Raw genomic sequence first — 14,884 nt, 5'->3', positions numbered from 1 at the left:
GGGCCGTTGTTCGGGGGTCCCTGGTCGAACCGGGGATCGCGCTGATCACTCACCGCTGGCTCCGAGTTCGGTCGTGGTGCAGGCCCGTCCGGGAGAGCACGGACGGGTCGACAGCGCGCAGTCGGGCTCGTCCGACGCGATCGTGTCGGGAGCGCGTTGCCGGATGTCTCGCTGGGTCACTCGGCGGCGGTCCTCCGTCGGTCCGTCCGACCGGAGCGCCCCCCGGTACCCAGGACGTAGGACAGCACCAGATGGTTCCAACTACAGGTGCGGCAGACCTCGACGACATAGACGGAGAACTCGTTGTAGAGGCCCGCGAGCCGTTCCAGCTCCTCGGGCTTGCGCGCCGACCCGGCGGCGTGCTTGAGCTCCTCGCCGAAGATCCACGACACCAGAGTGAGCCGTTCCTTCCGGCACACCGGGCACGTCTGCTCGCTCGGTTCGCCGTGGAATCGGGCAGCTCGGAGCAGGTACGGGCTGGCGTCACAGACCTCGGCCACCCCGACCCGACCGGAGTAGACGTCGGCGAGCAGCGCCCGGCGCTGCAACGCGTAGTCGACCACCTGTCGCTGGGTGAGCACCCGACCAGGGTACGCGCGGGACCCAAACGACTCGCCGGACCGCCCTCGGGAGTACCCGGGCAGGGGGTGACCGTTGTCTCGATGCTGCAGCCTGATGTATCGCGCCGATATAATCGGTCAGCCATCACCGGTCGCCGCTCGCCCGAGCCCGGGCGGTGGTGCGGCCCGCAGGGGCCGGGGGAGGAGGAGGGTCGCGGTGCTCGAGCTGGCGATCCTGGGACTGCTCCACGAGGCGCCCGTGCACGGTTACGAGCTTCGCAAGCGGCTCGGTGTCCGGCTCGGGGGCTTCCGTGTCTTCTCCTACGGCTCGCTGTACCCCGCGTTGCGCCGGCTCACCCGGGCCGGCCTCATCGTCGAGGACACCGACCAGTCGAGCCCCGAGACGACGCCATCGTCTTCGGGCAGCTGGTCGCGGCGCAGCAGGCGGGTCTACCGGATCACCGCCGAGGGCAAGGAACGCCTCGCCGAGCTGCTCGCCGACGCCGGACCCCAGACCTGGGACGACGACAGCTTCGGCGTCCATCTGGCGTTCTTCTCGCGCACCCCGGCCGAGGCCCGGATGCGGATCCTCGAAGGCCGGCGACGTGCCGTCGAGGAACGCCGTGAGGGCCTGCGGTCGGCGCTGTCGAGAGCCGGCGAGCAGATCGACCGCTACACGCGGGAACTGCACCAGCTCGGGCTGGACAGCACCGAGCGCGAGGTGCGGTGGCTGAACGAGCTGATCACGCGTGAGCGGGCAGAACAACAGGACCCCCCCGGCGACGAGGCCGGAACCACGAGATGAAGGAGGAGCCGGCCATGAGTCAGGTGCGAGTCGCCGTCGTCGGCGTCGGCAACTGCGCGGCGTCGCTGGTACAGGGCGTCCACTACTACGCAGACGCCGACCCGGCGTCGCGTGTCCCCGGGCTGATGCACGTGGACTTCGGTGGCTACCACGTCCGCGACATCCGGTTCGTCGCCGCGTTCGACGTCGACGCCAAGAAGGTCGGCCGGGACCTCTCGGAGGCCATCGGCGCGAGCGAGAACAACACCATCAAGATCGCCGACGTGCCGCCGCTGGACGTCCCGGTGCAGCGCGGGCACACGCTCGACGGGCTCGGCCGGTTCTACCGGGAGACCATCACCGAGTCCGACGAGGAGCCGGTGGACGTGGCCGCGGTGCTGCGCGAGACGCAGGCCGACGTGCTGGTCTCCTACCTGCCGGTGGGCAGCGAGGCGGCCGACCGGTTCTACGCCCAGTGTGCGATCGACGCCGGGGTGGCCTTCGTCAACGCGCTGCCGGTGTTCATCGCCTCGGACCCGGTGTGGGCGGAGAAGTTCCGTGCCGCCGGCGTCCCGATCGTCGGTGACGACATCAAGTCCCAGGTCGGCGCCACGATCACGCACCGGGTGCTGGCCAAGCTCTTCGAGGATCGGGGCGTCCAGCTCGACCGCACGATGCAGCTCAACGTCGGCGGCAACATGGACTTCCTGAACATGAAGGAGCTCGAGCGGCTGGAGTCCAAGAAGGTCTCCAAGACCCAGTCCGTCACGTCGCAGGTCGACCGCGATCTCGGCCGGGACAACGTCCACATCGGTCCGTCGGACTACGTGGCCTGGCTCGACGACCGCAAGTGGGCCTACGTGCGGCTCGAGGGCCGGGCGTTCGGCGACGTGCCGCTCAACCTGGAGTACAAGCTCGAGGTCTGGGACTCGCCCAACTCGGCCGGCATCATCATCGACGCCGTGCGTGCGGCGAAGCTGGCCAAGGACCGCGGCATCGGCGGGCCGATCCTCTCCGCGTCGAGCTACTTCATGAAGTCCCCGCCGGAGCAGTACAGCGACGACGAGGCACGGCACGCGGTCGAGGAGTTCATCCGCGGCGAGCGGGAGGACTGACCCGCAGCACCTTCCGCACCACCCTGTAGCGGCCCCGGCCGCCGGCGTTCGTCGGCGGCCGGGGCCGTTTCGTGTGCGCCCGAGATCCTTTCGTTATCGCAAATTTTTCACCAAGTCCATGGTGGTTCCGTTCTGCAACGTCTTTCACTCTTTCAGACCAATAACGAAGCGATATCGAGGGATATTGTGCGGAAGATCACCGCTTGTGACCAGTAGCAACCCACGGTGGATGCGGATTACATCGCTGTCATTACTCTTTCCGTGTTTACCTTTTCGTGATCGTACTCACGGAAAGGAGCAGCAGGATTGAGACTTCCGTCATGGCAAACGCAGTAAAAGTGTTCGTAATTTTTCGACGGCCTCGCGACATCGTCGCTCAACCGGAGCGGAGGGCGCGGGGTCACCGACTGAACGGACGAAGCGCGGCCCGGCCGGGCTCCCCCTGCGGCCCCAGCACCCTGCCGCGCTCCGTCTGTGTCTCCACGGCCCTCCCCCGGGCCGGCCGGGGAACGACGTTCGGCGGTGCTAACGAAGGAACACTGCGTTGCCCAAGCACAGACCCGCGCCGGCGATCCGCACCGCTGTCGTCGCCGTCACCTCCGCAGCCGCCGCACTGTTCGCTCTCCTGCCCGCCACCACCTCGGCGGCCGCGGCGGGAGCACCCGTCGCCCCCGCCGCGGCCCCCCTCTCGACTGCCGCCCCCACACTCCTCAGCGGTGAGGTCCGCACCGTCGCCCTGACCGCCCCGGCCGCCGCCCTCGGCGGAGCCGCACCGGTCGCCGCCCGCGCCTCGGCCCTGAAGAACGCGCTCAGCAAGATCGGTGCCCCGTACCGTTGGGGGGCAGCGGGCCCGTCGGCCTTCGACTGCTCGGGTCTCGTCAACTGGTCCTTCAAGAAGGCCGGCATCTCGCTGCCGCGCACCAGCCGCGCCATGGCCACGGTCGGCACCCCGGTCTCCAAGTCCAACCTGCGACCCGGCGACCTGGTCTTCTTCTACAGGCCGGTCAGCCACGTCGCGATCTACGTCGGCAACGGCAAGGTGGTGCACGCCAGCACCTCCAGCCAGCCCGTCAAGCTCGCCGACATGAGCCGGATGCCGTTCAACTCCGCACGACGCATCTGACCCGGGGCCCCACGGCCCCTCCCGCCCGCCGGACCGGCACATCCCCTCGGCCGGTCCGGCGGTGCGTGCGACAGGCGCGAGTGATCGCGACTGCGTAGAGTCGGACACCGTGAGTGAGCCCGCCGACGCACCGAGCGCCCGTCCACTCGCCCTCGTCACCGGCGCCTCCCGGGGAATCGGCGCGGCGGTGGCCCGGGCCCTCGCATCCCGCTACGACCTGCTTCTCGGCGGCCGGGACGCCGACGCCCTGGAGAGGCTCGCCGCGGAGCTTCCCGGGGCACGCCCGTGGCCGGTCGAGCTGACCGACCCCGCTGCGCTGGCCGTCGCCACCGCCGGGGTGGACCGGCTCGACGTGCTGGTGCACTCCGCCGGGGTCGGTCTGCTGGGCACGGTCGCCGAGACCGACGCCGAGACCTGGCGACGGCAGTTCGACATCAACGTCATCGCCGTGGCCGAGCTGACCCGGCTCCTGCTGCCCGCGCTGCGCGCCGCCCGCGGCGACGTGGTGCTCATCAACTCGGGCGCCGGGTTCACCGCCCGGCCCGGCTGGGCGTCGTACGCCGCCAGCAAGTTCGCCCTGCGCGCCTTCGCCGACGCGCTGCGGGCCGAGGAGGCCGACAACGGCGTGCGCGTCACCTCGGTGCATCCCGGCCGGGTGGACACCGAGATGCAGCGCGGCGTCGTCGCGCACGAGGGCGGCGAGTACGACCCGGGCCGTTACCTGCGTCCGGAGTCCGTCGCCGGCGCGGTGCTGCTCGCGGTGACCGCACCGGACGACGCCGTGCTCACCGAGGTCGTGCTCCGCCCGGCCGGCGGCTGACCCGGGCTCGGCGTCGGCGGGCGGGACGCCAGGTCCCCCGTACCGCCGGATCTCCCGGCGGCACGGGGGCACGGACCGGAGGCCGGCCGGCCGCGACCGTCAGATGACGATGTTGACCAGCCGGTTCGGGACCACGATCACCTTGCGCGGCTCGCGGCCGTCCATCATCGCGACGATCTTCTCCTCGCCCAGCGCCGCGGCCTTGACGGCCTCGAGGTCGGCATCGGCGGGCACCGTGATCCGGGAGCGGACCTTGCCGTTGACCTGGATCGGATACTCGACGGTGTCGGCGACCAGGTACTGCTCGTCGGCCACCGGGAACGGCCCGTGCGCCAGCGAGGTGTCGTGGCCCAGGACCGACCACAGTTCCTCGGCGATGTGCGGGGTCAGCGGGGCCAGCATCAGCACCAGTGGCTCCGCCACCGAGCGCGGGACGCCGGTCTGCGATCCCGGGCCGTACACCTTCGTCAGGTGGTTGTTCAGCTCGATCAGCTTGGCCGCCGCCGTGTTGTAGTGCAGCGCGGTGTAGTCCGCGTGCACCCCGGCGATGGTGCGGTGCAGCAGCCGCAGGGTGTCGGTGTCGGGCTCGGCGTCGCTGACCCGGGACTCGCCGGTCTGCTCGTCGACCAGGTTGCGCCACACCCGCTGCAGGAACCGCTGCGAGCCCACGACGTCGCGCGTCGACCAGGGCCGGGAGACCTCCATCGGACCGGTCGACATCTCGTAGAGCCGGAACGTGTCGGCGCCGTAGCGCTCGCTGATCTCGTCGGGGGTCACCACGTTGCGCAGCGACTTGCCCATCTTCCCGTACTCCCGGTTGACGGGCTGGCCGTTCCACGTGAAACGGGGCTCGCCGTCGACCAGCTCCTCGACGACCTCCTCCGCCGGCACGTAGGTGCCGCGGGCGTCGGTGTAGGCGTAGGCCTGGATGTAGCCCTGGTTGAACAGCCGGCGGAACGGCTCCTCGGAGCTGACGTGGCCCAGGTCGAACAGCACCTTGTGCCAGAACCGCGCGTACAGCAGGTGCAGCACCGCGTGCTCGACCCCGCCGACGTAGAGGTCGACCCCGCCCGGGTCGTCGGCGGCGCGCGTGGTGTCCTTGCCCAGCCAGTACCGCTCGACCTCGGCGTCGACGAACCGGTCGGAGTTCTGCGGGTCCAGGTAACGCAGGTAGTACCAGCACGAGCCCGCCCACTGCGGCATCGTGTTGGTCTCGCGGCGGTAGCGCTGCAGCCCGTTGCCCAGGTCCAGCTCGACGTCCAACCACTCCTGCGCCCGCGACAGCGGCGGCTCCGGCTCGGTGTCCGCCGCGTCCGGGTCGTAGGTCTTGGGGGAGTAGTCGTCGATCTCGGGCAGCTCGACCGGCAGCTCGGATTCCGGCAGCGCGACCGGCCGGCCGTCGGCGTCCCAGGCCACCGGGAACGGCTCGCCCCAGTAGCGCTGCCGGGAGAACAGCCAGTCGCGCAGCTTGTACTGGGTCTGCGCCGAGCCGGCGCCCTTCGCGACCAGCCAGTCCGTGATCGCGGCCTTGGCCTCGGCCACGCCCATACCGTTCAGGCTGATCTCGTCGTTGGCCGAGTTGATCGCGGGGCCCTCGCCGGTGAACGCCTCGCCGCCGGCGGACTCGAAGCCCTCACTCGGCTGCACCGTCCGCACGATGGGCAGCCCGAACGCGGTCGCGAAGTCCCAGTCGCGCTGGTCCTGCCCGGGAACGGCCATGATCGCGCCGGTGCCGTAGCCCATCAGCACGTAGTCGGCGACGAACACCGGGATCGCCTGCCCGTTGACCGGGTTGGTGGCGTACGCGCCGGTGAACACACCGGTTTTGTCCTTGTTCTCCTGGCGGTCCAGCTCGGACTTGCGCGCGGCCGCGGCCCGGTAGGCCGCGATGGCCTCGGCCGGGGTCGCAGCGCCACCGGTCCATCGACCGTCCACATCGGACTCGGCGGTGCCGGCGGGCCACTCGGCCGGGGCGATCTCGTCGACCAGCGGGTGCTCCGGCGCCAGCACCATGTAGGTGGCGCCGAACAGCGTGTCGGGACGGGTGGTGAAGACCTCGATGGAGGGCGCTGCGGGGTCGACACCGACGACCGGGAACTGCACCCGGGCGCCCTGCGACCGGCCGATCCAGTTCCGCTGCATGGCCTTGACCGACTCCGGCCAGTCCAGCCGGTCCAGGTCGGACACCAGCCGGTCGGCGTAGGCGGTGATCCGCATCATCCACTGCTTCAGGTTGCGCCGGAACACGGGGAAGTTGCCCCGCTCGCTGCGCCCGTCGGCGGTGACCTCCTCGTTCGCCAGCACCGTGCCCAGGCCGGGACACCAGTTGACCGGCGCCTCGGAGATGTAGGCCAGCCGGTAGGAGTCGATGATCTCGCGCTGCTCGGCGCCGGTCAGCTCGGACCAGTCCCGGCCGTCCGGGGTGCTCCGCCCACCCTGCGCGAACTCGGCCTCCAGCTCGCTGATCGGCCGGGCCTTCTGCGCGTCCTCGTCGTACCAGGCGTTGTAGATCTGCAGAAAGATCCACTGCGTCCAGCGGTAGAAGTCGACGTCGGTGGTCGCGACCGAGCGACGCTGGTCGTGGCCCAGGCCCAGCTGACGCAGCTGCGCCTTGTACCGCTCGATGTTCGCCTCGGTCGTGGTGCGCGGGTGCGTGCCCGTCTGCACCGCGTACTGCTCGGCGGGAAGGCCGAACGCGTCGAAGCCCATCGCGTGCAGCACGTTGTGCCCGGTCATCCGCAGGTAGCGGCCCAGGACGTCGGTGCCGATGAAGCCCAGCGGGTGCCCCACGTGCAGGCCCGCCCCGGAGGGGTAGGGGAACATGTCGAGCAGGTAGACCTTCTCGCCGCTGACCTGATCCGGCTCGGCCCACGGCCCCGAGGGGTTCGGGGCGTGGAACGTGCCCTCGGTCTCCCAGCGGTCCTGCCACTTGCGCTCGATGTCGCCGGCCAGCGCCGCCCCGTAGCGGAACGGGGGCGTGCCCTGCCCGCCCTCGGCACCGGCGCGTTCCGCGGCCGGCTGCGTGGTGGTGTCCGTGCTCATGTCCCGCTCACCTCGAGGAAGAAATTCGTGACGGCCGTGAAAACAAGGGACCCCTCTTGCCGTTCGGCATGAGGGGTCGCCGTGCCGGTAGCTCTCGGGTCGGCTCAGTCCGGCACAGCCTCGACACCGAAGACCCGCTTGCGCGGTCGAGCATCGGCTTGGAGTCGGCGGGCCGTCCACACGTATTCCAGCGTAACGCCGCTGGCCGGGAGGGTGCGAACCGGTTGGCCTACCCTGACGGGGTGCCGCTCACCGTCAGCCTGATCGTCGGTCCCGTCCTGGTCCTCGCCGGTGTGCTGCTGGTCACCGTCGCTGTGCTCGGTGCCCGCTCCCGGCTGCCCCGCAACCGGATCGCCGGCGTCCGCACCGCGGCCACCCTGCACTCGGAGCGCACCTTCGCGCTGGCCAACCGGGTGGCGGCGCCGCTCGTGGGGGCCGCCGGTGCGATCGCGCTGGCCGGTGGCGCGGTGCTCCTGGCCGGCAGGCCGGGGGCGATCGGCTGGGTCGTTCTCGCCGTCACCGGGGTGGGCACCCTGGTGCTGAGTGGGGTGGGCGGGGCGCTCGGCGACCGGGCCGCCGCTCGGCTCGCCGCCGCGGAGCCCGCCCCGTCGCCGTGCGGAGGGACGTGCGCGGGATGTGACCTCGTGGCCGGGTGCCGGCCCGCCGGGGAGGCCGAGGCGGCCGGGCCGTCGGCCGATGAGGCCTCCGCCCAGACCTGAGCCGGGCTCCCAGCCCCGGAACCGGGCACGCCCTCGAACGGGCCCACCGCGTCCGCGGTGGTCCGGCCGTCGTAGGAGCCACCGGGCTGCGGGGTCACCGCCTCGCCGTCGAGCGTCACCTCGTCGGACCGGCCCGCGCAGGCCGCCACCCGGTCGAACAACTCGGGGTGGTCGCGGTCCGGCGACGGGCGGTCTCAGTTCAGTCCGGCCTCGGACGGGAAGGTGGCCAGCAGGGCCAGCGGCACGCCCTGACGACGCAGCACCCGCCCCCACAGGTCGACGTGCTGACCGGTCAGCACGTCGTCGGGCAGTGCGGGCACCACGATCCAGTCGCCCCGGGCGATCTCCCCGGCGAGCTGTCCCGCGTCCCAGCCCGAGTAGCCGGCGAAGACCCGCAGCCCCCGCAGCCGGGGAGCCAGCGCCGTCGGCTCGCTGTCCAGGTCCACCAGCACGACGGGGGACCGGACGACGACCAGCCCGGTGAGCCCGTTCGTGTCCTGCCCGGTGCGCAGCGCGGCGAGGCATAACGCCGTCCGGGCGTCCACGGGTCCACCGACGAAGACCGAGCGCGGTTCGGAGGTCAGCGGCGCCCAGTACGGCAGCACGTCTCTGACCTCGACCTCGCTGGGCCGGTTCAGGATGACCCCCAGGCTGCCCTGCTCCCGGTGCTCGATCATGTAGATCACGGTGCGGCGGAAATTGGGGTCGCCGAGTCCCGGCGCGGCCACCAGAAGGGTGCCCGGCGCCACCGGAGTCGAGGCATCGGCGCCGACGCGGTCGTCCCTCACACGTCCATCGTCGCACCCTTCGTGGCGCAGTAGCCTTCAGGTCGTGCCGATGCCGATACCCACTCCGACGGGTGATGTCGGGCATGCGGGAACGGCCGTGACAGAGGTCTCCGCCGAGGTCCGCCCCGAGAAGCTCGGCTTCGGCCGGCTGCTCCGGACCAGCGGCTTCCGCAGGTTGCTGGCCGTGCGGCTCACGGCGCAGTGGGGCGACGGCATGTTCCAGGCCGCGCTCGGCGGCGCCGTGCTGTTCAACCCGGAGCGACAGGCCGATCCGCTCGCCGTCGCGGCCGGGCTCGCCGTGATGCTGCTGCCGTACTCGGTGATCGGCCCGTTCGCCGGCGCGTTGCTCGACCGCTGGGACCGGCGTCGGGTCCTGATGGTCGCCAACCTGCTCCGCGCGGTGCTCGTGCTGATGGTCGCGATCATGGTCGGGGGCGGGGCGGCAGGGCTGCCGCTGTACCTGGGTGCGCTGGCCGTGGCCGGGGTGAGCCGGTTCGTGCTCTCCGGGCTGTCCGCGTCGCTGCCGCACGTGGTGGAACGCCGGCACCTGGTGGAGGCCAACGTCGTGGCCGCCACCGCCGGGGCCGCCGTCGCCGCACTGGGCGGCGCGAGCGCCATCGGCCTTCGCGCAGTCCTGGGTGCCGGCGACATGGGCTCGGCGCTGACCACGGCGGCGGCGGTCGTCGGATCGGTGCTGGCCGCGGTGATCGCCGCCCGGTTCCGACGCCGGCTACTGGGGCCCGACGAGACGAACGAGCCACGCCAGGCGTTGCTCGCGGTGGCCCGCGGGCTGGCCGACGGGGCGCGCGCCACCGCGTCCACCCCGACCGTCGCCGGATCGTTCCTGGCGCTGGCCGCGCACCGGCTCGCGTTCGGCGTCACCACGCTGGTCTCGCTGATGCTGTTCCGCTACGCCTTCACCGACAGCGGGGTGCTGCGCGCGGGGATGGCCGGGGTGGGGGAGGCCGTGGTGCTGGCGGCCCTCGGGCTCGGGGCCGCGGCGCTGCTCACCCCGTGGCTGGCACACCGGATCGGACGCGCGCGCACCGTGCGCGTGGCGCTGCTCGTCGCCGCGGCCGCCCAACTCGGGCTGGCCGTGACCCTCACCCTGCCCGCCGTGCTGGTCGCCGCGTTCGTGCTCGCCGCGGCGGGACAGGTGGTCAAGCTGTGCGCCGACGCCGGGGTGCAGAGCGAGGCGGGCGACGCCGTGCGCGGGCGGGTGTTCGCGCTCTACGACGCCGTGTTCAACGTCTGCTACGTGCTGGCGGTCGGGGCCGCGGCCGTGCTCAGCCCGCCCGACGGCCGGGCACCGCTGCTGATGGTCGGCGCGGCGGCTGTGTACGCACTGGGCCTGCTCGCGCACGACTGGCAGCTGCGCCGGGTGCGCACCCGCACCTGCTGAACGTCGAGCCTGCCTCAGTCGACGCCCTGCTCCGCCGCCCACCGACGCAGCTCGGCCTCCGCCTCCTCGTGGCTCATCGGGCCGCGCTCCATACGCAGCGCGAGCAGGTGCTTGTAGGCCTTGCCGACCAGCGGGCCCGGCGGGATCCCGAGCAGCTCCATGATCGCGTTACCGTCCAGGTCGGGCCGGATCGCGTCGAGCTCCTCCCGCTTGCGCAGCTCCGAGATGCGGTGCTCGAGCGAGTCGTAGCTGCGCTGGAGCGCGGCGGCGCGACGACGGTTGCGGGTCGTGCAGTCCGACCGGACGAGCTTGTGCAACCGATCGAGCAGCGGGCCCGCGTCGGTGACGTAGCGGCGGACCGCGGAGTCCGTCCACTCGCCCTTGCCGTAGCCATGGAAGCGCAGGTGCAGGTAGACGAGCTGGGCCACCTCGTCGATGACCGCCTTCGGGTAGCGCAGGTCACGCAAACGCTTGCGGACCATCTTCGCGCCGACCACCTCGTGATGGTGGAAGCTGACCCGCCCGTCGGCCTCCTTGCGCCGGGTCGGCGGCTTGCCGACGTCGTGCAGCAGCGCGGCGAGCCGCAGCACCAGGTCCGGTCCGTCGGTCTCCCGCTCGATCGCCTGCTCCATCACCACGAGCGAGTGGGTGTAGACGTCCTTGTGCTGCATGTGCTCGTCGATGGCCAGCCGCATGGCCGGCACCTCGGGCACCACGTACTCGGCGAGCCCGGTGTCGACCATGAGCTCGATCGCGCGCCGCGGGTGCGCCCCGAGGATCAGCTTCGAGAACTCGGCCTGGACACGTTCCTTGGTGATCCGTGCCAGCTCACCCGCCATCGCGGTCATCGCCTCCTGCACCCGGGGGGCGGGGGTGAAACCGAGCTGGGAGACGAACCGCGCCGCACGCAGCATGCGCAGGGGGTCGTCGGCGAAGGAGTCCTGAGGCGCGGCCGGGGTGTCCAGCGTGCCCGCGGCCAGCGCCGCCAGCCCCCCGTGGGGGTCGACGAAGCGGCGCTCCCCGCCCGGGCCGGTCAGCTCGACGGCCATCGCGTTGACCGTGAAGTCGCGGCGGGCCAGGTCGCCCTCGATCGTGTTCCCGAACGCGACGGCCGGCTTGCGGCCGACGCGGTCGTACACGTCGGCCCGGAAGGTGGTGATCTCCAGGGTCTGGCCGCGGCGGCGCGCAGCGACGGTGCCGAACTCGATGCCGGTCTCCCATACCGCGTCGGCCCAGCCGGAGAGGATCTCGAGCACGGTCCCCGGTCGCGCGTCGGTGGTGAAGTCGAGGTCGCCACCACCGCGGCCCAGCAGCGCGTCACGGACACTGCCCCCCACCAGGTAGAGCCGATGGCCGGCAGCGACGAACCGCGCGGCCAGCTCGTCGGCGACCGGCGCGATGTCGAGCAACTCCACGAGCGCATTCTCCTGCTCGCGGTGCAGCGCTGCCGTGGAGGACGCCGCCGACGACTCGGACGTGGGACGCGCCGGGGCGGACGACGACACCGCGGAGCCGGGGATCAACAGCGGGGAAGACACGGCGGGCCAGTGTAGGCGTCCCCGTCCGGCCACCGCGCCGCAGTTCGGCCGCGGGCCCGCCCCGGCCCGCTCGGGACTGTGACGGCGCGTGCGCGGCCGGTTGCCGCCTTGCTCGTTACCATCGCCACATGTCCACCTCACGCGGCCGCTCGGGAGGGCGCCGCGCGGGCCGCCCTCCGGATCGGCGTCGACGGTTGCGGACGGTGGACGAGACCTCGGCCGGCGGCCTGGTCGTCGACCACGTGCACGGCACCGCGGCCGTCATCGGACGGCTGGACCGCCGCGGCCGGCTGCTCTGGTCGTTGCCCAAAGGACACATCGAGGCCGGTGAGACCGCCGAAGAGGCGGCGGTTCGCGAGGTCGAAGAGGAAACCGGCATCATCGGTCGCGTGGTCGCACCGCTGGGCACCATCGATTTCTGGTTCGTCGCCGAGGACCGCCGCGTGCACAAGACCGTGCACCATTTCCTGCTGCGCGCGCTCGGCGGCGAACTGTCCGACTCCGACGTCGAGGTCTCCGAGGTGGCGTGGGTGCCGTTGGGTGAGCTGGAGTCCCGGCTCGCCTACGCCGACGAGCGCCGGCTGATCCGGCGGGCGACGGAGCTGTTGGAGGAATCGGCGTGAGGCTGGTCGCGACCCTGGTCGCGATCGCGGTACTGCTGCTCTCCGGCCCGCTCGCCGGCTCGGCACTCGCCGCTCCGCCCGCTGCGGCTCCCGCGCCCGCCGCCTCCCCGGTCGTCACTCCGGAGGTCGGCGGCCCGCTGCTTCTCGCCCTCGGCCAGGCCGACCCGCGGATGGTCACCGCCGACGGGCCGGAGACGATCACCGTGGAGGGCACGCTCACCAACACCAGTGACACGGTCGTGGAGGACCTCGCGATCCGGTTGCAGCGCGGCGAGGCCCTGAGCACCGAGGGCGAGGTCCGCACCGCGCTCGACGGGCGCGCTCCGAGCGACGCCGTGACCCCGCAGTTCCTCGACCTGCCCGGTGAGCTGGCCCCCGGCGGGAGCATGCCGGTGCGCATCACCGTGCCCCTGCGCGGCGAGCCGACCACCAGCCTCGCGCTCTCCCGGCCCGGCGTCTACGAACTGCTGGTCAACGTCAACGGGGCACCGCGGGAGGGGGCGCGCGCCCGGCTGGCGGCGGTCCGGATGCTGCTCCCGGTGCACTCGCTGCCCGCCGACCCGGCGGCCGGCCCCCCGATCGAGTCCCCGGCCCCGGTGGCCTCGCCGTTCACGCTTCTCTATCCGATCGTCGACGCACCACGGCGGCTGCCGACGGTCCCGGGGGAGACCACCACACTCACCGACGACGACCTGGCCGACCTGTTCGCCCCCACCGGACGGCTCGGCGGTCTGGTCGGCGCGCTCGCACAGCAGGCCCCGGCTGGCTCCGGGTTGCGGGAGGCGACGTGCGTCGCGGTCGATCCCGACCTGCTGCAGACCGCCTCGGCGATGCGGGAGGGCTACCAGGTCCGCGCCCCCGACGGAACCGTGACGCCCGGACGGGGCGCCGAGGTCGCGGGGCAGTGGCTGGATGCGCTGGCCGCGGCCACCCGGGGCGGTTGCCTGTTGGCGCTGCCCTTCGCCGACGCCGACCTGGTCGCGCTGACCCGCGGCGGCCTCGCCCCACTCGCCACCCGGGCGGTGACCGACGGCCGGAGCATCACCGAGTCGATCCTCGGGACGCCCGTGCTCGACGAGGTCCTGTGGCCGGCCGACGGCCTGCTCGACGAGCCCACGCTGGGCGCGGTCGGGGCCGGCACCGCCGCCGGGGCCGGCACCGTGATCCTGTCGGCGGAGGGCATCGACCAGGGCCGCGTCACGCGGACCACCGGTGTGCTGCCGATCGCCGGTGGGCCCGCCGGGCAGGGCGGCGTGCTCACCGATCCGCTGCTCACGGTGGCCGCCGCCGGTCGCACCGGCGCCACGGAGTCCACCCGCACCGGGCCGAGCAGCGCGGTTCCGGTCACCAGCGCCCCGGCCGGGACCTCCACACCCCTGTCCACCCAGGACCTCATCGGCGCCCTGGTCTACCGCACCGCGGCCGGGCCGGCCGCGAGCAGCACCGGGCCGCTCGTGCTCGCGCCGCCGCACCAGTGGGCCGTCGACGGCACCGGGGCCGGTGCCCTGCTCACCACGGCCGCCCGGTTGCTGGCCGACGGCCGACTGCAGCCTCGAGCGCTCGGCACCACGGCCACCGCCGGGCCGCCCCCCGGCGCGGACGCCCAGCGGCTGTCCTACCCCCTGCGGGCGGGCGCTCGCGAGATCCCGCCCGCCGTGGTGGACGCGATGCGCGTGACCGGCGACGACGTCGAGCGGCTACGGGCCTCCGCCGACAACGAGCTCGGTGTGGGCGCGACCCCCGCCGCGGTCTTCGACCCGCTGCTGCGCGACACGCTGCGCCCGACGTCGTCGGCCTGGCGAGGCCGCCCCGAGCTCGCCGAACGATCCGGCGACGCCACCACCGACCGCGTGACCGAGCTGCGTTCCTCGGTCCGGGTCCTCGAGCCCCCGGGGCCGTACTCGCTGGGCACGGCCGACGCACCGCTGCTGCTCACCGTGGCCAACGGGCTGCCGGTCGCGATGAAGGTGCGCGTGGAGATCGCGAGCACCGCGGGGCTCCGGGTGGCGCCGATCCCGGAGCAGCGGATCCCGCCGCTCGGCCGTATCCAGGTTCGGGTGAGCGCCGAGGTGACACGCTCCGGGCAGTTCATCGTCGACGCTGCGGTCCGCACGCTGGACGGTGGGCCACTCGGACCGCCGAGCCGCCTGCAAGTTCGCTCGACCGCTTACGGCACCATCACTGTGTGGCTGACGGCGACCGCGGGGGTGCTGCTGGTGGTTCTGGCCGCCCGCCGGATCCTGCGCCGGACCCGTGGGGAGCCGGGCCGGCACGCCGTCCCGGGTGGCCCGGTGGGCCCGCCCGACCAGGTCGGCCCGACCACCCGGGCGCACCCGGCCGACCGGGCGAACCCGCCCGCCCGGTCGGCCG

General features: G+C 72.7%; 12 protein-coding genes. 8 read left to right on the top strand and 4 right to left on the bottom strand.

Features of this window, described 5'->3' with window-relative positions; translation table 11 throughout:
• Nucleotides 1-176 precede the first annotated feature (176 nt).
• On the bottom strand, nt 177-581 hold the full coding sequence (locus HF519_RS25775; RefSeq protein ID WP_169415587.1) for a DUF5318 domain-containing protein: 405 nt from the start codon (nt 579-581) through the stop codon (nt 177-179).
• A gap of 196 nt (nt 582-777) precedes the next feature.
• Between HF519_RS25775 and HF519_RS25770 the strand changes: the two genes are divergently transcribed.
• The 4 genes from HF519_RS25770 (at nt 778) to HF519_RS25755 (ending at nt 4,402) form a co-directional block, all read left to right on the top strand.
• Nucleotides 778-1,365 carry a PadR family transcriptional regulator gene (locus tag HF519_RS25770; protein ID WP_169415586.1) on the top strand — a complete coding sequence of 196 codons (588 nt, stop codon included), beginning with the start codon at nt 778-780 and terminating at the stop codon, nt 1,363-1,365.
• 14 nt (nt 1,366-1,379) lie between these two features.
• Nucleotides 1,380-2,459: an inositol-3-phosphate synthase gene (locus HF519_RS25765; protein ID WP_169415585.1), complete on the top strand. Its 1,080-nt coding sequence runs from the start codon at nt 1,380-1,382 to the stop codon at nt 2,457-2,459.
• A 544-nt stretch (nt 2,460-3,003) separates the two neighbouring features.
• Nucleotides 3,004-3,582, top strand: coding sequence for a C40 family peptidase (locus HF519_RS25760; protein WP_211170579.1), 579 nt, complete (start codon nt 3,004-3,006; stop codon nt 3,580-3,582).
• Nucleotides 3,583-3,691: 109 nt separating this feature from the next.
• Entirely contained in the window at nt 3,692-4,402 is a 711-nt protein-coding gene (locus tag HF519_RS25755) for an SDR family oxidoreductase (RefSeq protein WP_169415584.1), read from the top strand.
• A gap of 99 nt (nt 4,403-4,501) precedes the next feature.
• Here the strand turns inward: HF519_RS25755 and leuS are convergent, their stop codons facing one another.
• A complete protein-coding gene (gene leuS / locus HF519_RS25750) occupies nt 4,502-7,444 on the bottom strand; it encodes a leucine--tRNA ligase (RefSeq protein ID WP_169415583.1) in 2,943 nt (980 codons plus the stop codon).
• Between the two features lie 242 nt (nt 7,445-7,686).
• On the opposite strand from leuS, the gene HF519_RS25745 reads away from it, so the two are divergent.
• Complete coding sequence (locus HF519_RS25745) at nt 7,687-8,163, top strand: SdpI family protein (protein WP_312860348.1); 477 nt, start codon at nt 7,687-7,689, stop codon at nt 8,161-8,163.
• 194 nt (nt 8,164-8,357) lie between these two features.
• Here HF519_RS25745 and HF519_RS25740 read toward each other — a convergent pair whose 3' ends face one another.
• Nucleotides 8,358-8,951, bottom strand: a complete 594-nt coding sequence (locus HF519_RS25740) for a YqgE/AlgH family protein (RefSeq protein WP_169415581.1) — start codon at nt 8,949-8,951, stop codon at nt 8,358-8,360.
• Nucleotides 8,952-9,048: 97 nt separating this feature from the next.
• On the opposite strand from HF519_RS25740, the gene HF519_RS25735 reads away from it, so the two are divergent.
• A complete protein-coding gene (locus tag HF519_RS25735; protein ID WP_312860347.1) occupies nt 9,049-10,353 on the top strand; it encodes an MFS transporter in 1,305 nt (434 codons plus the stop codon).
• A 14-nt stretch (nt 10,354-10,367) separates the two neighbouring features.
• Here the strand turns inward: HF519_RS25735 and HF519_RS25730 are convergent, their stop codons facing one another.
• Nucleotides 10,368-11,795: a CCA tRNA nucleotidyltransferase gene (locus HF519_RS25730; RefSeq protein WP_169415588.1), complete on the bottom strand. Its 1,428-nt coding sequence runs from the start codon at nt 11,793-11,795 to the stop codon at nt 10,368-10,370.
• Between the two features lie 224 nt (nt 11,796-12,019).
• On the opposite strand from HF519_RS25730, the gene HF519_RS25725 reads away from it, so the two are divergent.
• Together HF519_RS25725 and HF519_RS25720 are read left to right on the top strand one after the other, a co-directional pair.
• A complete protein-coding gene (locus tag HF519_RS25725) occupies nt 12,020-12,514 on the top strand; it encodes an NUDIX domain-containing protein (protein WP_169415580.1) in 495 nt (164 codons plus the stop codon).
• Nucleotides 12,511-14,884 (top strand): DUF6049 family protein (locus HF519_RS25720; protein WP_169415579.1); only part of this gene is annotated, 2,374 nt, incomplete at its 3' end. The genes HF519_RS25725 and HF519_RS25720, both read left to right, overlap by 4 nt.

The sequence above is a fragment of the Pseudonocardia bannensis genome (assembly GCF_012911875.1).
Classification (GTDB): Bacteria; Actinomycetota; Actinomycetes; order Mycobacteriales; family Pseudonocardiaceae; genus Pseudonocardia; species Pseudonocardia bannensis.
Note: the sequence above shows the minus strand (reverse complement) of the source record. Positions and strands in the feature narration are given on the sequence as shown.